This is a genomic window from Chitinimonas sp. (assembly GCF_036568685.1).
GTDB lineage: Bacteria > Pseudomonadota > Gammaproteobacteria > Burkholderiales > Chitinimonadaceae > Chitinimonas.
Genome location: NZ_DATCSC010000042.1, coordinates 15,820 through 37,936, shown reverse-complemented (window position 1 = coordinate 37,936; position 22,117 = coordinate 15,820). Strand labels below are relative to the sequence as shown.

At 65.0% G+C, this 22,117-nt stretch carries 19 protein-coding genes; 7 read left to right on the top strand and 12 right to left on the bottom strand.

The genetic code is table 11. The annotated features are described in order from the left end of the window. Positions 1-456 (top strand): pseudouridine synthase (locus VIM95_RS06660; RefSeq protein WP_331984248.1); only part of this gene is annotated, 456 nt, incomplete at its 5' end. 142 nt (positions 457-598) lie between these two features. Here the strand turns inward: VIM95_RS06660 and VIM95_RS06655 are convergent. The 4 genes from VIM95_RS06655 to VIM95_RS06640 all read right to left on the bottom strand — a co-directional run bounded on the left by VIM95_RS06655 (position 599) and on the right by VIM95_RS06640 (position 4,189). Continuing rightward, complete coding sequence (locus VIM95_RS06655; RefSeq protein WP_331984247.1) at positions 599-820, bottom strand: RNA-binding S4 domain-containing protein; 222 nt, start codon at positions 818-820, stop codon at positions 599-601. A gap of 14 nt (positions 821-834) precedes the next feature. Continuing rightward, on the bottom strand, positions 835-1,362 hold the full coding sequence (locus VIM95_RS06650) for a TIGR00645 family protein (RefSeq protein WP_331984246.1): 528 nt from the start codon (positions 1,360-1,362) through the stop codon (positions 835-837). A gap of 69 nt (positions 1,363-1,431) precedes the next feature. After that, entirely contained in the window at positions 1,432-2,346 is a 915-nt protein-coding gene (locus VIM95_RS06645) for a patatin-like phospholipase family protein (protein ID WP_331984245.1), read from the bottom strand. 61 nt (positions 2,347-2,407) lie between these two features. After that, on the bottom strand, positions 2,408-4,189 hold the full coding sequence (locus VIM95_RS06640) for a GspE/PulE family protein (protein WP_331984244.1): 1,782 nt from the start codon (positions 4,187-4,189) through the stop codon (positions 2,408-2,410). A 114-nt stretch (positions 4,190-4,303) separates the two neighbouring features. Here VIM95_RS06640 and VIM95_RS06635 point away from each other — a divergent pair, with 114 nt between their 5' ends. After that, a complete protein-coding gene (locus VIM95_RS06635; protein WP_331984243.1) occupies positions 4,304-5,080 on the top strand; it encodes a TlyA family RNA methyltransferase in 777 nt (258 codons plus the stop codon). Positions 5,081-5,275: 195 nt separating this feature from the next. On the opposite strand, the gene VIM95_RS06630 is transcribed toward VIM95_RS06635, so the two are convergent. Beyond that, complete coding sequence (locus tag VIM95_RS06630; protein WP_331984242.1) at positions 5,276-5,587, bottom strand: YMGG-like glycine zipper-containing protein; 312 nt, start codon at positions 5,585-5,587, stop codon at positions 5,276-5,278. A 208-nt stretch (positions 5,588-5,795) separates the two neighbouring features. Between VIM95_RS06630 and VIM95_RS06625 the strand changes: the two genes are divergently transcribed. Continuing rightward, on the top strand, positions 5,796-7,403 hold the full coding sequence (locus VIM95_RS06625) for an ATP-binding protein (protein WP_331984241.1): 1,608 nt from the start codon (positions 5,796-5,798) through the stop codon (positions 7,401-7,403). Here VIM95_RS06625 and VIM95_RS06620 read toward each other — a convergent pair. Beyond that, on the bottom strand, positions 7,400-7,696 hold the full coding sequence (locus VIM95_RS06620) for a SelT/SelW/SelH family protein (protein ID WP_331984240.1): 297 nt from the start codon (positions 7,694-7,696) through the stop codon (positions 7,400-7,402). The two genes, VIM95_RS06625 and VIM95_RS06620, sit on opposite strands and share 4 nt — an antisense overlap. A 95-nt stretch (positions 7,697-7,791) precedes the next feature. Here VIM95_RS06620 and VIM95_RS06615 point away from each other — a divergent pair, with 95 nt between their 5' ends. Further along, a complete protein-coding gene (locus tag VIM95_RS06615) occupies positions 7,792-9,183 on the top strand; it encodes a DUF2252 domain-containing protein (RefSeq protein ID WP_331984239.1) in 1,392 nt (463 codons plus the stop codon). 130 nt (positions 9,184-9,313) lie between these two features. Then, on the top strand, positions 9,314-11,347 hold the full coding sequence (locus VIM95_RS06610) for a site-specific recombinase (protein ID WP_331984238.1): 2,034 nt from the start codon (positions 9,314-9,316) through the stop codon (positions 11,345-11,347). Between the two features lie 27 nt (positions 11,348-11,374). Here VIM95_RS06610 and VIM95_RS06605 read toward each other — a convergent pair whose 3' ends face one another. The 6 genes from VIM95_RS06605 to VIM95_RS06580 form a co-directional block, all read right to left on the bottom strand. Continuing rightward, a complete protein-coding gene (locus tag VIM95_RS06605) occupies positions 11,375-12,124 on the bottom strand; it encodes a lysophospholipid acyltransferase family protein (protein ID WP_331984237.1) in 750 nt (249 codons plus the stop codon). A gap of 58 nt (positions 12,125-12,182) precedes the next feature. Next, positions 12,183-14,786: a putative bifunctional diguanylate cyclase/phosphodiesterase gene (locus VIM95_RS06600; protein ID WP_331984236.1), complete on the bottom strand. Its 2,604-nt coding sequence runs from the start codon at positions 14,784-14,786 to the stop codon at positions 12,183-12,185. Positions 14,787-14,909: 123 nt separating this feature from the next. Continuing rightward, a complete protein-coding gene (gene topA / locus VIM95_RS06595; RefSeq protein WP_331984235.1) occupies positions 14,910-17,213 on the bottom strand; it encodes a type I DNA topoisomerase in 2,304 nt (767 codons plus the stop codon). A 243-nt stretch (positions 17,214-17,456) separates the two neighbouring features. Continuing rightward, the gene (locus VIM95_RS06590; protein ID WP_331984234.1) at positions 17,457-17,918 is read right to left on the bottom strand and encodes a DUF494 domain-containing protein; all 462 of its coding nucleotides are present in this window, start codon (positions 17,916-17,918) and stop codon (positions 17,457-17,459) included. Between the two features lie 41 nt (positions 17,919-17,959). Then, a complete protein-coding gene (dprA, locus tag VIM95_RS06585; protein WP_331984233.1) occupies positions 17,960-19,057 on the bottom strand; it encodes a DNA-processing protein DprA in 1,098 nt (365 codons plus the stop codon). 69 nt (positions 19,058-19,126) lie between these two features. After that, the gene (locus tag VIM95_RS06580) at positions 19,127-20,209 is read right to left on the bottom strand and encodes a LysM peptidoglycan-binding domain-containing protein (protein WP_331984232.1); all 1,083 of its coding nucleotides are present in this window, start codon (positions 20,207-20,209) and stop codon (positions 19,127-19,129) included. Positions 20,210-20,320: 111 nt separating this feature from the next. Here VIM95_RS06580 and def point away from each other — a divergent pair, with 111 nt between their 5' ends. Then, complete coding sequence (gene def / locus VIM95_RS06575; protein WP_331984231.1) at positions 20,321-20,824, top strand: peptide deformylase; 504 nt, start codon at positions 20,321-20,323, stop codon at positions 20,822-20,824. A gap of 306 nt (positions 20,825-21,130) precedes the next feature. After that, complete coding sequence (fmt, locus tag VIM95_RS06570; RefSeq protein ID WP_331984230.1) at positions 21,131-22,054, top strand: methionyl-tRNA formyltransferase; 924 nt, start codon at positions 21,131-21,133, stop codon at positions 22,052-22,054. The last annotated feature ends 63 nt before the right edge of the window (positions 22,055-22,117 follow it).

Here is a 22,117-nt window from a genome sequence, read left to right as displayed (position 1 = left end):
CTGCCGCCCCACTTTGTGGAGCGCGGCGTGCAACCGGTGGGCCGGCTGGACGCCGACACGACGGGCCTCTTGCTGCTGACCGACGATGGTCCGCTGAACCACGCCCTCGCCTCGCCCAAGCGGCATGTGCCCAAGACCTATGTGGCCACCTGCAAACACGAGATCACCGCTGAACTGGTGGAACGCCTGCTGGCCGGCGTGCTGCTGCACGATGAAACCGAACCCCTGGCGGCGCTGAGCTGCCGGGCGCTGGATGCGCACCGACTGGAACTGGCCATAGACCAGGGTAAATACCACCAGGTGAAGCGTATGGTGGCAGCAGCCGGCAACCGGGTGAAGGGTTTACACCGGGTGGCGATGGGTGGGCTGGTGTTGGGTGAGGGGGTGTTGGCGGATCTTCCCGAGGGGGAATGGCGGGAGATAGGAGCAGAAGTCGTCGCAGGGTTGAGAGGCTAGGTCCATCTCAACGGGCGATACGGCACAGTCCCACGGGGATTGCGCCCTACGAAAGCCCGCCCGAAGGAAAGGCACAAACAAACGGCGCAGACCCTGGTGGGTTGCGCCGTTTGTTTTGTGGGACGAGTGCCCCGCCTGTGGGTCAGGGCTTGGGGAGGATGGTGATTTCCTCGTCGAAGCACTTCACCACGCTGCCGGCGTAGAGCTTGCGGGTCTTGCGGAATTCGATTTCGCCATCGACCTCGACGAGGCCTTCGGCCACCATCATCTTGGCCATGCCGCCGGATTCGGCGATGGCCAGGAATTTGAGCAGGTTGTGCAGCTCGATGTAGTCGCTGGTGAGCGTAAATTGATGCTGGTTCATAGCGCGATTCTTGTTCAGTGTGCGGCTTGGGCCTTGCTGGCCATGATCTTGTCGGTGAGCGCCATGACGACGGCGGACACCAGGAAGGTACAGTGGATCACCACCTGCCACAGTATGGTCCGCTCATCCATGTTTTGCATGTCGCCCGCGCTGATAAAGGTCTTGAGCAGGTGTATGGAGGAGATGCTGATCAGGGCCAGCGAGAGCTTGGTCTTGAGGACGCCGGCGTCGACATGGGACAGCCATTCGGGGCGGTCTTCGTGCTGTTCGAGGATATCGATCTTGGAGACGAAGGTCTCGTAGCCGCCGATCACCACCATGATGAGCAGGTTGGCGATCATGACCACGTCGATCAGGCCCAGCACGATGAGCATGATCTGGGTCTCGGTCATGGCGGGGGCGTCGGCCACCAGGTGGATGAGTTCGCGCAGGAACTTGTAGACGTAGACGCCCTGGGCAACGATGAGGCCCAGGTAGAGCGGGGCCTGCAGCCAGCGGCTGAAGAAGATGAACGACTCCATGCGGCGGACGAAGGGTTTCAAGCGGTTTCTCCTTGTTTATTGCTGACGCCCGGCGGGCTGGCCCAGGGCGGCTTTATGGCTTGCGCCCTATCAGGGCGTGGTTTTCTGCCGGGCGGCCTGCCACTTGGCGATGGCCTCGCGGATGGCGGGCAGGGCGGCCTGGGCGGCGCGTTCGCCTTCGAGCACGGCGGTGTGCTTGAGGTCGAAGTCGGCGGCGCCGATTTTACCCACACGCGGACGGATGACGACCTCGGCACGGGCGAGCTCCTGCTCCCCAAGGCGCTGGCCCATGATGGTGACGGTCTGGCCAAGGATGCCGGTGATACCTTCGACCGGTTTGCCGTTCTGGGCCTTGGAGGAGATGTCGACAGCGATGACGATGTCGGCGCCCAGATCGCGGGTGGCGTCGACCGGGACGGGGCTGACGAGGCCACCGTCGACATAGCGCTTGCCGCCAATGATGGCGGGCTGGAACACGCCGGGGATGCTGCAGGAGGCACGCACGGCCTGGCCGGTGTTGCCGCGGGCGAAGGCGACGCGGCGGCCGGTGTCGAGCTCGGTGGCGACGGCGACGAAGGGCTTGTTGAGCTTTTCGATGGTGTGGTTCTTCACCAGCTCGTTGACGTAGTCCTGCAGTTTTTCGCCCTTGACGAGGCCGCCGCTACCCAGGCCCAGGTCGCGCACGCGGGATTCCTCCAGCGAAAAGGACTGCTCTTGCAGGGTGAAGCCATCCATGCCGCTGGCGTAGAGCGCGCCGACCACGCTGCCGGCGCTGGTGCCGCCGACCACGGTGGGGCTGAGGCCTTGGCCTTCCAGTACCTTGATGACGCCGATATGGGCGAAACCCTTGGCGGCACCACCGCCCAGGGCGAGGCCGATGCGCGGCTTGGCCAGCGGTACCGGGGCCGGTGCGGGCGGGGCGACCGGGGTGGGCACCGGCACGGGCTGGGAGGCGCAGGCGATGAGCAGCAGGGGCAGGGCGAGCAGGAGGGTACGGCGTTGCATGAGGTGGCTGCTAGGGAATTGCGGGTTGTCCAAGGGTGGAATTGTAACGTGCGCCGGCACATCAAGCGTCGTCGGACGGTACCACCTTCATGATCTCGTCGAGGGTGGTGAGACCGGCAGCGAGCTTTTGCGCGCCGGCCAGCTTGAGCGGTTTGAGGCCGTCGCGGATGGCTTGTTCCCGGATAGCGTTGGGATGAGCCTGGGTGGCGATCAAACGGCGCAGCTCGGTACTGACCGGCAGCATCTCGTAGAGACCGACACGGCCGAGATAGCCGGTGTTGCGGCACTCAAGGCAGCCAACCGGCTTGTAGGCGGTCTTGGGCAGCGGGGCCTTCCATGGCGAGACCAGGGCGTTCCATTCGGCTTCGAGCGGGGTGTGGGGCTGCTTGCAGTGTGGGCACAGGGTGCGCACCAGGCGCTGGGCCATGACCCCGACCACGGTGGAGGAAACGAGGTAGGGCGGTACGCCCAGCTCCAGAAGGCGGGTGATGGCGCTGGGGGCGTCGTTGGTGTGCAGGGTGGAAAGCACGAGGTGACCGGTGAGGGCGGCCTGGATGGCCATGTCGGCGGTCTCGCGGTCACGGATTTCGCCGACCATGATGATGTCGGGGTCTTGCCGCAGCAGGGTGCGGACGCCTTCGGCGAAGGTGAGGTCGATCTGTGGCTGGACCTGCATCTGGTTGAAGCTGGGCTCGATCATTTCGATCGGGTCTTCGACCGTGCAGACGTTGACCTCTTCGGTGGCCAGCTGTTTGAGCGTGGTGTAGAGGGTGGTGGTCTTGCCCGAGCCGGTGGGGCCGGTGACGAGGACGATGCCGTGCGGTTGGCCGACGAAGCCCTGCCAGCGGGCCTGGTCATCCGGGCCGAAGCCCAGGGCGGCGAAGTCCTTGACCAGGATGGCGGGGTCGAAGATACGCATGACCAGCTTTTCGCCGAAGGCGGTGGGCATGGTGGAGAGGCGCAGTTCAATCTCGCGGCCATCGGGGCTCTTGGTCTTGACGCGGCCGTCCTGCGGGCGGCGTTTTTCGGCGAGGTCCATGCGGCCCAGCACCTTGATGCGCGAGACCAGGGCGTTCATGACCGCGGGTGGGACCTGGTAGACGGCGTGCAGCACGCCGTCGATGCGAAAGCGCACCTGGCCGGCTTCGCGGCGCGGTTCGAGGTGGATGTCGGAGGCGCGCTGGGTGAAGGCGTACTGGAACAGCCAGTCGACCAGGGCGACGATATGGTGGTCGTTGGCGTCGACATTGCCGGTGCGACCGAGCTGCACCAGTTGCTCGAAGTTGGCGAAGTTGTTCTGGGTGCCGGTCTGGGCGACCGCCTGCTTGACGAAGCGGGACAGGTTGTAGAACTCGGGCAGGTAGCGCTGGATGTCCTCGGGGTTGGCCAGGACGCGCTTGACCTCGCGCTTGAGGATGCGGCCCAGCTCGTCTTCCCAGTCGCGCACGAAGGGTTCGGCGGTGGCGATGGTGACCGAGGTGGCGTCCACCGCGACCGGCAGGATGGCGTAGCGGCTGGCGTAGCCATGGCTGACGACGCCGGAGACGCCGGCGACATCGATCTTGAGCGGGTCGATATGCTGCCACGCGAGGTTGAGCTTTTGGCCCAGCCAACGGCCCAGCCAGGTGACGTCGAGGCGCTCGCCGGTCTTGAGGCTCTGCCAGCCCTGCGGGGCGATGGAGTTGATGGGGTGGGTCTTGCCGTGGGCGGAGGTGCGGGCCGGGATCAGAAAGGCTTCGGCGGCCTCGGCGGCGACGTGGCCTTCCTCGACCAGCACATCGACGACGCCCTTGATGGAGAGGCGGTTGTCGCCGTGGCCGCGGACGGGGTGGAATTTTTTCATGGGGCTCGATCTACGCTGCAATGCCGCCATTTAAGCCGGTTTCCCGCTGCTTGTCGCGGCGCTTTGATGCAAGTGGCATGCCCTTGCCGTGACGTAGTCCACTAAAATGGCGGGATGACTGATCTGATCCGCGCCGACATCCTCCTGACCGAACTCGGTCTTGCCGCCTCCCGTACCCTGGCCCAGCAGCAGATTGCTGCCGGGCGCGTGACCCTGATAGAGGCGGGGCAGCGCATCGCGGTGAAGAAGCCCAGCCAGAAGCTGCTGGCGGACGCCAAGCTGGAGGTGGCCGAAGATCCGGCCGAGCGTTATGTATCGCGCGGCGGGCTGAAGCTGGCCGGGGCGCTGGCGCACAGCGGGCTGGCGGTGGCGGTGGCGGGTTGGCATTGCCTGGACGTGGGAATATCGACCGGCGGCTTTAGCGACTGCCTGCTCAAGAGTGGCGCGGCCGCGGTAGTGGGGGTGGACGTGGGCCATGGCCAGTTGCACCCGGAGCTGCAGGAGGAGCCGCGGCTGACCCTGTTCGAGGGGGTGAACGCCCGCTCGCTGGATGCGGCGGCAATCTTGGCGGCCAATGGTGGCCAGGCCTTCGATCTGGCGGTAGCCGACCTGTCGTTTATCTCTCTGACCCTGGTACTGCCGGCCTTTGCACCGCTGGTGCGGCCGGGCGGGCAGCTCTTGTGCCTGGTGAAGCCGCAGTTCGAGGTGGGCCGCGAGGGCGTAGCCAAGGGTGGCATCGTGCGCGATGCGGCACTGTATGAGGGCGTGCGCGAGAAGATCACCGCCTGCGCCCAGGAGCTGGGGCTGACGGTGGTGGACTGGTTTGACAGCCCGATCACCGGCGGCGACGGCAACCGCGAGTTCTTTTTGCACGCGGCGCGGCCGGCGTAAAGCAATCGGCCTTGAGCGGGAGCCAAAGGCCGACCAAGATCCACTGACGAGCGTCAGCGAGGTTCCACTCCCGCAAGGAGGGCAGAGGGGATGGAATAAATCAGGGTCGCAAGCACACCGTTTGAGCCCTCACCAATGGCAAACGCCCGGCTATGCCGGGCGCTGCGATGAAGTGGACGCATCCACTGAACAAGTTCAGTGATGCTTGTGATGCCCGCGATGCCGTCCGTTGTCATGACGCCAGCGATCATCGTCATCGCGCTCATGCACCACGACGCGCCTTTCGACTACGCGGGTCTCGGGCTTCTGGGAGCGGCTGCCGATGGCGGCGCCCGTTGCGCCACCGATGGCGGCGCCGATGATGGCGCCGTTCTTGCCATCGAGTTTCTGACCAATGGCGGCACCGGCAGCACCACCTACGGCACCACCGACTACGGCGCCACCGTCCACGGCAAAGGCCGGTGCGGCGAGGGTCAGGAGGCAGGCGCCCAATATTGCACGAATCATGACAGCTCCAGCTTGCAGTTAATATTAGTGTTTACTATTTTACCCTACTGGCATGGGATATCGATTCGCGGTATGAAGGAAATAGTGCCGCCAGCAAAACGCGACGACGCGAAGTCGAACGATTTTGCCGGGGTCACCAGCGCCAGGTGCGGCCGACAGATGCCGCCCGGCAGAGCAGGATTGCGAGGCAGGATAGGAGGAAGAGGTCATGGCAAGCCGCAAAGTGCTGTACCTTGAGGACAACCCCCTGGACGTGATGTTGACCCAGAATGCCCTGTACCACCTGGGCATACCGCTGGAGCTGCATGTGGCCGGCAATAACGAGGACTATTGCGCGGCGCTGGGGCGGGAGCCCTACGACCTGGTGATCTCGGACAGCAGCGTGCCCGGCTGCGAGGGCCACGAGGCATTGTGGCTGGCGCAGCGTATACAGCCCGATATTCCCTTTATCTATTTCAGCGGCCATGCCGATGCCTTGAGTGCCGAGGCCGGGCTGGAGGCCGGGGCGCTGGATTGTATCGACAAGCAGGACCTGTGGCGGCTCAAGCACACGGTGCGCAAGCTGCTGGACCGGCCAACCCAGCCGGTGGCAGCCGATCGGCTGTACCTCAATGCACGGCGGCAGGCGCGCTTGGTGCAGGCGGTGCAGGAGTTGTCGATGGCGCGCGAGCTGGCCGACGTGACCCGGGTGGTACGCACGGCGGCACGCGAGCTGGTGCTGGCGGACGGCGCCACGTTTGTGCTGCGCGAGGGCGAGGACTGCCACTATATCGACGAGGATGCGCTGAGCCCCTTGTGGAAGGGCAAACGCTTTCCGATGTCGGCCTGCATCAGCGGCTGGAGCATGCTGAACCGCGCGCAGGCGGCGATCCCGGATATCTATGTGGATGATCGCATTCCGCACGATGCCTACCGCCCGACCTTTGTGAAAAGCCTGGTGATGACGCCGGTGCGCAGCGAGGACCCGGTGGCGGCCATCGGTACCTACTGGGCACAGCCCTATCTGCCGGACGAGGACGAGCTGCAGCTCTTGCAGACGCTGGCCAATTCGGCCGCGCTGGCGCTGGAGAACGTGCGCACCTATGGCGAGCTGGAGCACCGGGTGAGCGAGCGGACCCGCAACCTGCTGGCGCTGAACCAGGAGCTGGAAGCGTTTTCCTATTCGATCTCGCACGATCTGCGAGCGCCGCTCAGGGCGATCAACGGCTTTGGCTCCATCCTCCTGGAGGAGTACATGGCCAAGCTGCCGAACGAGGGCCGTCACTACCTCTTGCGCATCTGCGCCGAGGCAGCGCGGATGAACGAGCAGATCGATGACCTCCTGAAGTTGTTCCAGCTTTCCAACCTGCCCCTGCGGCCTATACCGCTGGACCTGGGCACCATGGCCAGCCAGATACTGACCCGGCTGCGCAACCGCGAGCCGCAGCGCAAGGTGGAGGTCTTCATTGCCCCTGCACTGCAGGTACGCGGCGACCACGGGCTGCTGCTGGCCCTGCTGGACAACCTGCTCAGCAATGCCTGGAAATACTCCAGCAAGCGGGCGGTGGCGACCTTAGAGATCGGCATGCAGCCGGCCGGTGACGGTGGCGAGGTGTTCTTTGTGCGGGACAACGGTGCGGGCTTCAAGCCGGAGCTGGCCGGCAAGCTGTTCAACCCCTTCCAGCGCCTGCACGCACAGCAGGACTTTCCTGGGACCGGCATAGGCCTTGCGCTGTCGCAGCGCATCGTGCACCGCCATGGCGGGCAGATCTGGGCGGAGTCGGCCCCCGAGCAGGGCGCCACGTTCTATTTCACACTGGGCGACAGCGACCGCTAGACTGCTGGCGGCTCGACGCGTACATCGCTATGGCCCAAGCCTTTGTCGGGGGCGATGACGTCGCGTACGCGCTGCTTGAGGGCGGCGGCGTCGGGGAAGCCGCCATCGGCCTTGCGCTCCCATACCACGACGCCGTTGGCGCGGATCTCGAACACGCCACCGGTACCGGGCTGCAGGGCCACTTCGCCCAGCTCCTGCTCAAAGGTGGAGAGCAGCTCCTGCGCCAGCCAGGCGGCCCTGAGCAACCAGCGGCATTGAGTGCAGTAGTGGATTTCGATGCGGGATGGAGTCATGGCACTAGGCCCATGCACGGGCGTCATCTGCTGGAAGGAAATCGCAACCTAGAATGAAGCGGTCGTTTCCGTCAATCCACCGCCATCGGGTCGCCATGTCCAGCCTTGCTTCTGGTCGCAATCTACGTAGTCATTGTCCACGTTCCCGCCATGCCGAGCTGGGTCAGCGTCGGCATGACCCCTTGCAGTTGCTGGAGCACAGCAACCAGCTGCGGGTCGCAGCCTTGCTGCCCATGCGCCACGGCCGCATGCTGCAGTCACCGTTTGCCTTCTTCCGTGCGACGGCACTATTGCAGGCGCACGACCTGGCCGGGACCAGCGATACCGGCATCAAGGTGCAGTGCTGCGGCGATGCGCATCTGATGAATTTTGGCGGCTTTGCCACGCCAGAACGCAACCTGGTGTTCGACCTCAACGATTTTGACGAGACCGACAGCGGGCCGTGGGAGTGGGACCTGAAACGGCTGGCGACCAGCGGGGTGCTGGCGGCGCGGCACCTTGGGCTGGCGCCGGAAACGGCACGGCAGGCGGCCTGGCAGGTGGCGGACAGCTACCGCATCCATATGGGCCAGTACGCCACCATGAGCCGGCTGGATACCTGGTATGACAAGCTGACCTTTGAGCGGCTACGTGAGGCCTGTGGTAGCGAGAGCTTGCGGCAGCGCCTCTCGCGGGCCGAGGAGCGGGCCCGCGGGCGGACCCATGACAGCCTCCTGGACAAGCTGACCGAGCGCGCGGGGGCAGCGTGGCGGCTACGCGATGCGCCGCCGGAGCTGTTTCATCTGCATGGCAGCGGTTCGCTGCTGGACCTGCGCGACCAGTGGCTGGAGCTGCCGGACTGGCATGCGCTGGTGCAGCATCTGTTCAAGGGTTACCGCAGCACCTTGCAGGCGGACCGGCGAGCGTTGCTGGACCACTACCAGGTGGCCGACCTGGCCTTCAAGGTGGTAGGGGTGGGCAGCGTGGGTACACGCTGCCTGGTGCTTCTGATGCAGGATGGCCAAGGCCACCCGCTGTTCCTGCAGGTGAAGGAGGCGGGGCCGTCGGTGCTGGCGCTGGCCGGACAGCGCGGCCAAAAGGGACACCAGGGCCAACGGGTGGTGGAGGGGCAGCGGCTGATGCAGGCGGCCAGTGATGCCTTCCTGGGCTGGTGCAAGGGACCGGCCGGGCGCCACTTTTATGTGCGGCAGCTGCGCGATATGAAGGTCTCGGCCCAGTTGGAGCGCTTCGACGAAGGCGCCTTGCAGGCCTATCTGCGGGCCTGCGCCTGGGCGCTGGCACGGGCGCATGCGCGCTCCAGCGGGCTGGCCGCGCCCATTGCCGGCTACCTGGGCAAGAGTGCTAGCTTTACCGAAGCGATCGCCAGCTATGGCATGGCTTATGCTGACCAGGTGGAGGCGGACTACCGAGCCTTCCAGCAGGCGGTGGCGCATGGCCGCTTCCCGCTCGATACGCAAGACGACGCGCGCTACGAGCGGGTGCCGTAGTAATCTTTCATGAACTTCTGCGCCCGAGCGGGTCTGTATAAGTTCCCTCCGGTCAGGCCATCCCTCTGACCACACGCCGTGGCACCCGAGGGTGCCACGCTTCTTCCACCCTCTTCAGGACCTCTTGCCTATGACCCAGAACGCCACGCTGGAAGTAGCCCTGCAGGCCATCGTGAACGCCGGCAACAATGCGCCGGACGCCTTGGCAGGCCTCGTGGCTGCAGTCCGCCCGCGCCGTAGCGGCGACGTGGACAGCGCCATCAACGCCCTGCGCTCGCTGGCCTTCCTGCTGGCCCAGCGCGCGGATTACCGTGCCGGCCTGCGCAACTATCTGATGCAGCTGATCGCCGGGCGCCGCCAGCTGCACCTCTATACCGATACCGGCATCCTCTCCAATGAGGGCCTGTGGAGTGCCTTCCGGCGCCGGTTGGGCGAAAAGATCCTGCCGGGCGAGTACCGCGACGACTACCTCAAGGACGTGCTGGGGCGGGTGTTTGCCCGCAAGGATGACTACCTGTGGGTAGAGGCGGTATCGGACCAGGTCTGGCGTGAGGTCTGGCAGGCCATGCGCTTTGACGAGGGCGAGCACGGCAAGGATGCACGCAATGCCTTGAACGAGCTGTTGGAGGCGGCGCAGGTGCTGTCCTACCGGATCTCGTCCATCGGCCTCGAGCCGGAGTTGGTACGCAACTACCCGGCGATCGAGCAGTTCGAGTCGCCCTTCCTGACCCAGAATGTGGCGCTGCGGGAGTACCTGGAATCCTACAAGGCACGGCTGGCCGACCCGGCGCTGGCGCACGAGGATGACAGCCATGTGCGCATCCTCCTGGGACAGTGCGAGGAGATCATCGTCAAGCTGCGCAAAACCGCCTCCCGCCAGGGGGTGAGCGTGAGCCTGACCTACCTGATGGTGCGGCTGCGGCAGCATGTGGCGCGGCTCAAGCTGGTGCTGGACCTGCTGGCCCCCGAGCACGCCGAGCACCTGGCCGAGCGCTCGGTGCACTTCTTCAAGCGGCTGGTGGAGGCGGACAACCGCAAGACCAGCCTGCGCGACCTGTTCGCGACCAATACCGACCTGTTGGCCCTGCAGATCACCGAGCACGCCGGTCGGACCGGCGAGCACTATATCGCCGGCAACCGGCGCGAGTGGGCGGCCATGGCGAAGTCGGCCATGGGGGCGGGCTTTATCGTCGGCTTCATGGCCATGATCAAGATCCTGACCGCCAAGCTGAAGCTGGCACCGCTGATCGAGGCCTTTGCCTTCAGCATGAACTACTCGCTGGGCTTCATGCTGGTGCATATGTTGCACTTCACCATTGCCACCAAGCAGCCGGCCATGACCGCGGCGCGGATCGCTGCCAGCATCGAACAGCACGGCAAGGGCGAGGACAGGCTGGATGTGTTGGCCGGTCTGATCGAGGCGGTGGCGCGGACACAGTTCGTGGCCATCCTGGGCAATGTGGGCCTGGCCATACCGACCGCCTTTGCCATCGCCTTCGGGGTGAAGTACGGACTTGGGGAGGTGTGGGTGACGCCGGAGAAGGCGCACAGCCTCTTGCACGACCTCGACCCCATCCACAGCCTGGCGCTGCCACACGCGGCGATTGCCGGCTGCTGTCTGTTCCTGGCCGGATTGATCTCGGGCTACTACGACAACAAGGCGGTCTATAACCGCATCCCCGAACGGCTGCTGCAGCTCAAGTGGCCGCGCCGGCTGTTCGGCGAGGCCCGCTGGGAGCGGTTGTGCCGTTATATCGAGAACAATCTCGGGGCGCTGGCCGGTAACTTCTTTTTCGGCATCATGCTGGGCTCCATGGGGACGATCGGTTACCTCCTGGGCCTGCCGCTGGATATCCGCCACATCACCTTCTCCTCGGCCAACCTGGCCTATGCGGCGGTGGCACTGGACTTCCAGCTCGACTGGCAGACCTGGGTGCTATCCGTCGGCGGCATTGCACTGATCGGCCTATGCAACCTGGCGGTGAGCTTTGGCTTGGCGCTTTTTGTGGCGCTGCGTTCGCGGCGCATCCGCTTTGTGGATGGCTGGGCGCTGCTGGGGAGGTTGTTGCGGCGCTTTGTGCGTGCGCCGCAGCGCTTCTTTATTGCCCCCAAGGAGGCGGTGGCGCTGCCGGTGGCGACCGAGGCGGCGGGCAAGAGCAGCTAAGTAAAAAGGGAGCCCTGGGCTCCCTTTTTACTGGCCTGTCGCCCCCCGGAAAGCCGGGTCGTCGCGGCGCAGTTCGGCCTCGATCAGGGCGCGGACGCGATCGCGCAGGGCGGGGAGATCGGCCTCGGTGAGCCCCGCGGTGGCGATGGGTGGCAGCCAGCGGAAGGTGACGCGGGCAGGGCGGAACAGGAGCGTGTTGAGCCGCTGGGCGCCGCGCATATTGAGCTGGACGAAGGGCTGGATGGGCGCCTGGGCGGCGATGGCGAAGCGGAAGGGGCCGTCGCGGAAGGACTGCAGCGGCTCGCTGCCGCGGTTGCGGGTGCCCTCAGGGAAGATGAACACCGGCCAGCCCTGGCCCAGGGCACGGCCCAGCTCGGCGACACTGCGCTGGCGGCTTTCGGGCGAATCACGGGTCACCAGTACGGCGAAGCTGCGGAACAGGAAACCCAAAAGCGGGATGCGGGCGAATTCCTGCTTGGCCAGTACCTTGGCCGGCTGGGCGCAGGCGATGGCGCAGACCGGCATGTCGAGCAGATTGCAGTGGTTGCCGACGATCACCGGGGCGGGCTGCCACTGGGCTTGGCCCTCCACCGTGACACGGACGCCGGTCAGCCAGGACCAGCAGCGCATGGAGACGCGGTTGGCGGCGAACATCAGGGTCAAGCGCGGCCGGTCGGGTAGCAGGAAGGCCAGGAAGTAGAAGGGGATGACGCCGGCGACACCGATCAGGAACATAAGCCCGATGTAGATGCTGTAGATCGCCTGGAGGATGCGCATGGCGGGGTGACTCGATACAGGGACAGGGCCGGCATTCTGCCCCGCCGGGAGCGGGACTTCAAACCTTGCCGTCCAGCCCCAGTTGCATATGCAGCTCGCAGACCCCGGCCGGGACCGGTTCGCTGAAGTGATAGCCCTGCATCTTGTCCACCCCCAGGCCTTGCAGGAAGCGCGCGGCTTCCAGGGTTTCCACGCCCTCCACCACCACGTCCAGCCCCAGCGCCTGCGACATCTGCACGATGGCCTGCATGATGCGGCGGCCGGATTCGTTGTTCAGACGAGCGGTAAAGCTGAGGTCGACCTTGAGCACATCGATGGCCATCTCGTGCAGCTGCGACAAGGAGGAGTAGCCAGTACCGAAGTCGTCGATGGCGATGCGGAAACCGGCCTCGTGCAGTTGCTTGAGGTGCTTGGACTGGCGGGCCTGGTCGGTCAGGGCGAGGCTCTCGGTGATCTCGACGATCACATCGGCCGGCCGTAGTTTGAATTCCTCGACCGTGGCGATCAGGTTGCGCACGAAGCGCGGCGAGAACAGCAGGTTGCGGGAGACGTTGAGCGAGAGTGGCTGCTTGAAGCCACGCTCGCGCCAGCCCTTGAGCTTGGTCAGGGCCTGCACGGTGATCTGTTCGGACAATTCCGAAATCAGGCCGAGCTTTTCGGCCATGGGGATGAACAGCTGGGGGGTGATCCAGCCGACCGTGTCGTCGTGCCAGCGGGCCAGCGCCTCGACAGCGCTGACCTCACCGCTGCGGGTATTGACGATGGGCTGGTAGAAGACCTGCAGCTCGTTGTTGAGCACGGCATGGTTGAGCCGGGTCTGGATGGCCATATGCTCGCGGCCCATGCTCTTGAGGTGGACGATGTCACCGTAGAACTGGACATTGTTCCGGCCCACCGACTTGGCGTGGTACATGGTGCTGTCGGCCAGCCGCAAGAGCCCCTCGGCACTGTCGGCGTTGTCCGGGTAGACCGCCATGCCGATGGAGATGGTGGGGCGGGTTTCTATGCCTTCCAGCATCACGCCCTGGCGGGCGATCTCGCGCAGGCGCTCGGCCACCTGGGCCAGCGCGGCAAGATCGGGCAGGTCGGGCAGCATGACGATGAATTCATCGCCACCCCAGCGGGCCAGCACGTCCTGGTCGCGCAGCACCGAACGGATCTGCTGCGCCAGGGTGGTGAGCACCTGATCGCCGGCCTGGTGGCCGAAGGCGTCGTTGATCTGCTTGAAGTGGTCGAGGTCGATAAAGCCCAGCGCCACCCGTCCACCGCTGCGGCGGGCGCGTTGCAGGGCCTGGTTGAGCAGGTCGTCCAGCAGCACCCGGTTGGGTAGGCCGGTGAGGCTGTCGTAGAGCGCCAACTGGCGGATATGGCTTTCGCTCAGGTGGGCGGCAGTGACGTCGCGCAGCACCCCGCGTAGGCCATGGCTGCGACCATCCGGGCCCCAGTTGGGCATCAGCCGCGCCTCCAGCCAGACCGGCTCTGCCTCGCCGCGCAGCAGGCGGAAGCGCACCGAGGCGGGCTCGCCGCCCTGCAGCACGTCGGCATAGGCCTGCTGCAGCGGTAGTCTGTCTTCGGGGTCGACAAAGTGGACCAGGGCGTGGTCGATGTCGTTACGGCTGGCATTGGGCACCATGCGCAAGGTGCTCCAGGCGGCCGAGAGCCGGCTCAGATAGCCCTCTTCGGTCAGCTCGATCACCGCCTCTTCCAGCTGGTCCAGGGTCTCGACCATGGCGCGGCGACGCGCTTCCTCGCGCATCAGCTCGGTGACATCGCGCACCAGGGCGACCGCGTGCCGTTGCCGGCCGTCCTCGCTGGGCACGGCCTGCAAGCGGCCTATGCAATAGATGACACCATCGAGCCGGGGCAAGGTGAATTCGACCTGCTCACGTGCGTCGCTGGCCAGGGCGCGCGGCAGGGCCTGGCCCAGAGCCCAGGCCATGTCCTGCGGGAAAGCCATGTCCAGCGGCAGGCCCACGAGGCTGGCGCTGGGCAGGGCGGGATGGTGGGACCAGACGTTGACCACGATGCCTTCGCCATCGAGCTCGAACACCATGTCCTCGGTAGCGCCGACCAGGGTGGAGAGGCGCATGGCACTGACCGCCATGCGGTCTTCGGCCTCCTGGCGGACCAGGGACAGGGCCAGATAGTTGGCCAGGGTGGCGAGGAAACGTGGCTCGCCCACGGCGCGGCGGCGCGGCGGCTCGAAATAGGCCAGGGCGAGAAAACCGATCAATTCACCGGCATCGAGCAGCGGCACGCACACCAGATGCTGCAGGCCCAAGGGGGCCAGCATGGTCTGGGTAGCAGGCAAGAGCTCGCTGATCTTGCGCTCCAGCATCAGGCCGGAGGAGAGGGTCTCATGCAGGTCGCGGTAGAGCCGGTAGTCGAGATTGGCCAGCGCACTCTCGACCTGGTCGGGCAGCTTGGTACGGCCGCGCCAGGCGCCGACAAAGCGGGCTCGGAAGCTGCCGGCAGTATGCCGGTACAGGGCGGCGCTACCCGCCTCGGCGGCGCGAGCGACGGCGGCGAGCGCGCGCTCCAGCGCCTCTGGGGTGGCGTCGGTGATCAGCTGGCCGGCAGCATCCAGCGCCTCGAGATAGTCGTGGGTGCTGTGGCTGCTGGCGTCCGGCTTGGCGTCGTCTACGGTGCGACGGGCATTCATGGGGATCTCCCAGCCCTTTCGGGCAAGCGGCCATCTTACCCTGTAATGACATCAACATGGCAGCGAGCACGCAGCAAAAAGCCGGGTAGGATTACCCGGCTTTTGTTTAGCTAGCGTGACCGCTTATTCCTCGACGTCCCCGCGAGCGGCGAGCTGCTCGGGGGTCATGACCGTCTCGGTCCAGCCGCACTCCTTCTGCGGGCAGACTTTCTCCAGACCGCGGCGCTTGGTCGTCTTGAGGGTCAGCACCGGCCACTTGCACTGCGGGCAGGTCTCGGCGATGGGCGGGTTCCAGGTGGCGTAGGTGCACTTGGGATAGGTATTGCAGCTGTAGAACAGCTTGCCATAGCGCGACTTGCGCTCGATCAGCATGCCGGTATTGCAGACCGGGCAGGTGACGCCGGTGTCCTTGGGCTTCTCAAGCGGTTCGATATGCTTGCACTTGGGATAGTTGGCGCAGCCGATGAACTTGCCGTAACGGCCGGACTTGACGATGAGCTGGCCGCCGTCGTTCGGGCAGACCCGGTCCTCGATCACCTGGACCTGCTCTTCGGCCTTTTGCTCGGCCGTCTCGTTCATGTCGCGGGTGTAGTCGCACTCCGGGTAGCCGGTACAGCCGACGAAACGGCCGCGCTTGCCCAGGCGCACGGTGAGCTGCTTGCCGCACTTGGGGCAGGCCTCGTCCAGCGCCTCGTGGGTGACTTCGCTGCGCTTGAGGGCCTTCTTTTCCTCAACCTGCTGCGAAAAGCCGGTCCAGAACTCTTCCATGACCGGGACCCAGTCCCGCTCACCGTTGGAGATCTCGTCGAGCTTGTCTTCCAGCCGCGAGGTGAACTGGTAGTCCACATACTGGCTGAAATGGTCGGTCAGGAATTTGTTGACCACCTCGCCGGTGTCGGTCGGCAGGAAGCGCTTCTTGTCCAGATTGACGTACTCGCGGTCCTTCAGCGTCTTGATGATGGAGGCGTAGGTGGAGGGACGGCCGATGCCGAACTCTTCCAGCGCCTTCACCAGCGAGGCTTCCGAGTAGCGCGGCGGCGGCTGGGTGTAGTGCTGCTCGCCATAGAGCTTGTCGACCGGCAGGGCTTCGCCCGCTTCCAGCGCCGGCAGCTTGGCGTTGTCTTCGTCCTCAGCGTCGTCCACATCTTCCTCGTACACGGCGAGGAAGCCGGCGAACACCAGTACCTGGCCGCTGGCGCGGAACATGGCTTCGCCAACTTCGATGTCGACGCTAGTGGTGTCAAAGCGGGCAGGCGCCATCTGCGAGGCCAGGGTCCGCTTCCAGATCATTTCGTAGAGTTTGAACTGCTCGGCGCTGAGGAAGCCCTTGACCGAGGCCGGGGTGCGCAGGATGGAGGTGGGGCGGATCGCCTCGTGCGCTTCCTGGGCATTCTTGGACTTGTTCTTATAGACCACCGGATTGGCCGGCAGCGATTCGGCGTCGAAGTTGTTGCCGATGAACTCGCGGATCTCGGCCACCGCCTCATTGGCCAGGGCCACCGAGTCGGTACGCATATAGGTGATCAGACCGGTGGTGCCATCGCCGAGCGCAATACCTTCGTACAGCTGCTGGGCCGTGCGCATGGTACGGTCGGTGGTCATGCCGAGCTTGCGCACCGCCTCCTGCTGCATGGTGGAGGTGGTGAAGGGGGCGGTCGGGTTGCGGCTCTTGCGGCGCTTCTCGACATTGCTGACCGTGGCCGGCTTGCCTTCGATCGCCTTGAGGATCTCGGCCTGGGTGGCTTCGTCCGGGATATCGAACTGTTCCAGCTTCTTGCCGCGCCACTCGTTGAGCTTGGCACCGAACTTGGTCTTGCCCTTGTGGCTGTCGAGGTGCACCGACCAGTATTCCTGGGCGGTGAAGGCACGGATTTCGTTCTCGCGCTCGCAGATCAGGCGCAGCGCCGGGCTTTGCACGCGGCCAGCCGAGAGGCCGGAGCGGACCTTGCGCCACAAGAGCGGCGAGAGGTTGAAGCCGACCAGGTAGTCGAGCGCGCTGCGGGCCTGCTGGGCGTTGACCAGGTTGCTGTCCACATCGCGCGGATGGGCGACGGCGGCGAGCACCGCGCTCTCGGTGATTTCATGAAAGACCACACGCTTGACCAGCTTCTTGTCTAGCGCCTTCTTGCCGTTGAGGATCTCCAGCAGGTGCCAGGAGATGGCCTCGCCTTCGCGGTCCGGGTCAGTTGCCAGATAGACGTTCTGGGCGGCCTTGGCGGCGGTGACGATGGCGTCCACATGCTTGGCGTTCTTGGCGATCACCTGGTATTTCATGGCGAAGCCGTGGTCCACGTCGACCGAGCCGTCCTTGCGCACCAAACCGCGCACGTGGCCGTAGGAGGCAAGGATTTCGAAATCCTTGCCCAGGTATTTTTTCAGCGTCTTCGCCTTGGAGGGCGACTCTACGATCAACAGGTTATCGGCCATGCGGGCTCCGCTAGCGGCGGTCAGTTTCAGTACGGGCAGCCCGGCATTGAGGGCGGGCTGCGGCGCGATGTTAGGGGTAATTTAGGTGCGGCGACAGATTTTTCCAATCCTGCCACCTTGCCCATGCGACTTTTGAGATACCACAGACACCCGCCAACGGCGCCGCCGGACCCTTGCGGGCGGGCTGTAAACAGGTGGGAACGAGACATTGACGCCGCCGCAGGGGACTGTGGCGAGGCCGGCTCAGTGCATCTGGCCGTCCGACTCCGAGAACAACAATTCTTCGATCAGCAGATTGGCCAGATCGTCGCCCTGCCGCCACAACACCATCAGCGCCACGCGCTTGACCGCTTCTGCGTCGATGGACTGGGCATTGCTCTGCAGCAGCCGGTCGAGCAGCATCTCGCGCTGGCCGGCGCTCAAGGCACCGGAGCTGCAGAGATAGTGGAAGAAGGCCTGGGCCTCGGGCAGCAGACGGGCTTCTTCACGCGGATGCAGCACCCGCGGCAGGTCGCCAGCACGCTCGTCCAGAAGCACATAGGGAGCAAGGTCGAGTTCGTCGAACTCGCTCAGCCAGTCCAACGCCTCGCCGATGTCTTCTTCGTCGAAACCCGCCGCCGAGAGCTGCTTGGCCAGGGTAGTCCGGTCCGGGCAGTTCTCCAGCGAGAAATACTGTTCGAAGAGGAAAGCGAGTACGTCGAACATTGGGCGGGGCACCTCTCGGGCAAAACAGTCATCGGGATCGGTCAGGCTAATCGCTGGTAGCGGCCTCCAGGTAATTTGGCGACCATTCCTTCCAGTTCAAGCGTCAACAGCATCGCGTAGACCCGGTCGGGCGTCAAGTTAGCGCGTACCACAAGGGTTTCAACATCCTGCGGGTCGTGCCCGAGGGCGGCCAGCAGGCTGGCTTCGGGACCGTCGACCGCGATCTCGGCCACCGCCTCGTTCGCCGTCAACGGCAGTTGGATGGGACCGGCGCTACCGAGTTCCTCCAGCATGTCCTGGGCGGTTTCGACCAGTTTGGCGCCCTGCTTGATCAGTTGGTGGCAACCCTTGGCCAGAGGTGAATGGATGGAGCCTGGGATGGCGAACACCTCGCGCCCCTGCTCGGCGGCCTCGCGGGCGGTGATCAGGGAGCCGCTCTGCAGGGCGGCCTCCACCACCAGTACCCCCAAAGAAAGGCCGGAGATGATGCGGTTGCGGCGCGGGAAGTTGCGCGCATGGGCCGGGGTGCCGAGCGGAAACTCCGACAGGATCAGCCCCTCGGCGGCGATACGATGCGCCAATGCATGGTTGCGGGCCGGGTAGACGATGTCGAGCCCGGTACCAACCACGGCCACGGTGCTGCCACTACCGGCCAGACCACCCTCGTGGGCAGCAGCGTCTATGCCCAGCGCCAGACCCGAGACGATGCACCAGCCACGCTGCGACAGATCGCGGGCAAAGGCCTGGGCGTTCTGCAGGCCTTGCGGCGTGGCGTTGCGACTGCCGACCACCGCGAGCGAGGTGGCATTGAGCAGGCCGCGGCGACCCTTGCCATACAGCACCACCGGCGGGCCGGCGATCTCCAGCAGGCGGCGTGGATAGTCTGTGTCGGCCAGGGTATAGAGATGATTACCCGGCTCATCGAGCCAGGCCAGGGTACGAGCCAGCAGCTCGGGATCGGGGCCTTGCCGCAGGGCTTCCTGCTGGCTGGGAGTCAGGTAGCCGGACAAAGCCCCCTTGGGTGCCGCGAGCACGGCGACCGGGGTACCAAAGGCGCTCAGCAGCCGCACCACAACGCTGGCGCCCAGGCCGGGGATCAGGGTCAGCCTTAGCCAATCGGCGCTGTCTGCGTCACGCAAGGTGGAAACCTGCCAGGGATAAGGGGCGGGAAAAGAAATGAAACGGGGGCCTTGCGGCCCCCATCTTGCTTACAAACCGGGCTTGCGCACCTGGTCGAGCAGATTGACCGGCACGGTACTGTCCAGCACCAGGCCATACGCGAGCTTGGGGAAGACGCGGTAGATGAACAGGTTGCCGATCTTCTCCGGCGGGGTCATCAGCGATTCTTCCTTGCTGTTCTCGGCACGGATATGGCGCGGTGCCTTGTAGATGAACAGCACGTGGCCAAGCTCCAGGCCATCACGCTGGCCACGGTTGACGACCACGGTGGTGTAGGGGCCGGCATCGTTCACGCCACCGTAGGTCGACAGCACCTTGCCCTGGATATTGGCTTCGGGCGTATGCGGCACGTAGTTGTTGTATTCCTTGCGCGGGCGCGGCACCAGGCGGTCGCCGACGGTGACTTCCTGCACGGCCTTGGAAAGCTGCAGCGTGCTCACTTCACCGGTGGCCTTGGTGATGGCATCGCCCACATAGGTGACTTCGTAGCCCAGTACTTCCTTGGTATCGGGGTCGCGCAGCTCCTTGCCGCCATGGTAGACCTGCCACTGGTCGCCACTCTGGCCACCACCCACGCCAACGGCGTAGGCCTTGTCACCGGTGGTGATGGTCAGGTGCTCGGTCGGCGCCTGGGCAATGCGCGGTGCGGCGCGGAACTCGGCCTCATCCACCACCAGTGGTTTGGCCATAAAGGGCTCGATGGCCTTGGCCGGGATGGCCGGTGCGGCCTGGGCGTCGAACTGGGTGACGCGGACACGCGGGTTGAGCTTGGCATTGCCACGCAGCGCGTCGTTCTTGTCGTTGCCGAGCAGGCGCAGGCGCGGCGAGCCGCCGCTGGTATCGAGCACGATCACGTCGCCCGGATAGATCCAGTGCGGATTCTTGATCTCTTCCTTGTTCATGTTCCAGATCTGTGGCCACTTCCACGGATCCTTGAGGAACTTGCCGGAAATATCCCAGAGGGTATCGCCCTTGACGACGATGTAGCGGTCGGGGGCGTTCTCTTGCAGCTTCAGTTCATCCGCCAGTGCGGGCTGGAGCAGACCCAGCGCTATAATGGCGGTCGGCAAGAGGCGTTGGGTCAGGCTGGCTCGGAAAACCGATGGGCGCATGATTTGCTTCCAATATGTGTTTGCCGGGCAGGTAGCCAGGCGATTTATGCCGAGGGCATTTAAACCAATTGCTGAAATTCTGCATCTAAATACATACGGTAGCAAGAAAATATGGCGATACTGAATATCCTGCACTATCCCGACGAACGCTTGCATAAAGTGGCCCGTCCGGTAGAGAAAGTTGACGATGGCATTCGCCGTTTGATCGACGATATGGCAGAAACGATGTATGAAGCCCCTGGCATAGGCCTCGCCGCCACCCAGGTGGACGTGCATTTGCGCGTGATCGTGATCGACGTGTCCGAGGACAAGACCGGACTGATGGCGCTGATCAACCCACGCATCCTGCAGGCCGACGGCCACACGGTGTTCGAAGAAGGCTGCCTGTCGGTGCCCGGCATCTATGAAGAAGTCGAGCGCGCCCAACACGTGGTGATCGAGGCGCTGGACCGCAACGGCGAGACCTTGAAGCTGGAGGCCGAGGGCCTGCTGGCGATCTGCATCCAGCACGAGATGGACCACCTGGAAGGCAAGGTCTTCGTCGAGAAGCTGTCGCGGCTCAAGCAGACCCGCATCCTGAGCCGTCTCAAGAAGAACCAGCGCAAGACTTTGTGAGCGCCTGATACTGAATAGACGGCCGGCACTGAGCGGAATCCTGCGCAGACGCCGGAGCTCTCCCTGCAAGGAAAAGGCCGAAGCAGTAAGCCGCCTGAAGGTGGCGAGGACTTCGCTCACCCGGGCGCTGTTCTTGGGCGAACGCTAAGACAGCGCCCCCCCGGTTGAACCCCTACCCATCCGCAGCCTTGCACGCACAGCTTCTACACGTGCAAGCTCGCCAAGGACACTGGCGACCGCTTCGTCGGCGTGGAACCTCGCTGCGCTCGCTGGCGCACCAAATAACCCTCGCGATACCGAGCCACCATGAAACTGATATTTGCCGGCACACCCGACTTCGCTGCCGCAGCGCTGCAGGCCTTGATAACCGCCGGGCACGAGATTGCCCTGGTGCTGACCCAGCCGGACCGGCCGGCCGGCCGTGGCATGAAGCTGATGGCCTCGCCGGTCAAGCAACTGGCCGAAAAGCACGGCTTGCCGGTCTACCAGCCGGAGAAGCTGCGCAGCCCTGAGCAGCAGGCACCGGTGGCGGCCATTGCCGCCGACGCCATGGTGGTGGCGGCCTACGGCATCATCCTGCCGCAGGCCGTGCTCGATATGCCGAGACTGGGTTGCCTCAATATCCATGGCTCGCTGCTGCCGCGCTGGCGTGGTGCCGCCCCTATCCAGCGCGCCATCGAGCATGGTGACGCCGAGACCGGCATCACCATCATGCAGATGGATGCCGGATTGGATACCGGCGCCATGCTGAGCCTGCACCCGGTGACGATTGCCGCGGACGAGACCACCCGCAGCCTGCATGACAAGCTGGCGGAGTGTGGCGCCGAGGCCATCGTGGCAGCGCTGGCAAACCTGCCTGCGCTGCAGGCCGGCGCCGTGGCCCAGCCGACTGAGGGGGTGACCTACGCCGAGAAGATCCGCAAGGACGAAGCGGCACTGGACTGGACCTTGCCGGCCGAGACCCTGGCCCGCCGCATCCGTGCCTTTGACCCCTTCCCTGGCTGTACCACCCGCCATGGCGAGGAGACCTTGAAGTGCTGGGCAGCCAGGGCCGAAGCCGGCAACGGTGCACCTGGCCAGGTGCTGGCGGCCGACGCCGATGGCGTGCTGGTGGGCACCGGTAGCGGCGTGCTGCGGGTGACCGAGTGGCAGCGGCCCGGCAGCAAGCGCCTGCCCAGCAGGGAATTCCTGGCTGGCGGTAAGCTGCAGGTAAACGATAAGCTGCTCTGACGCGCTGACCTATATATGTATTACCTCGGGGAAGGGGCATCGGCCCCTTCCTGCATTTGTAGC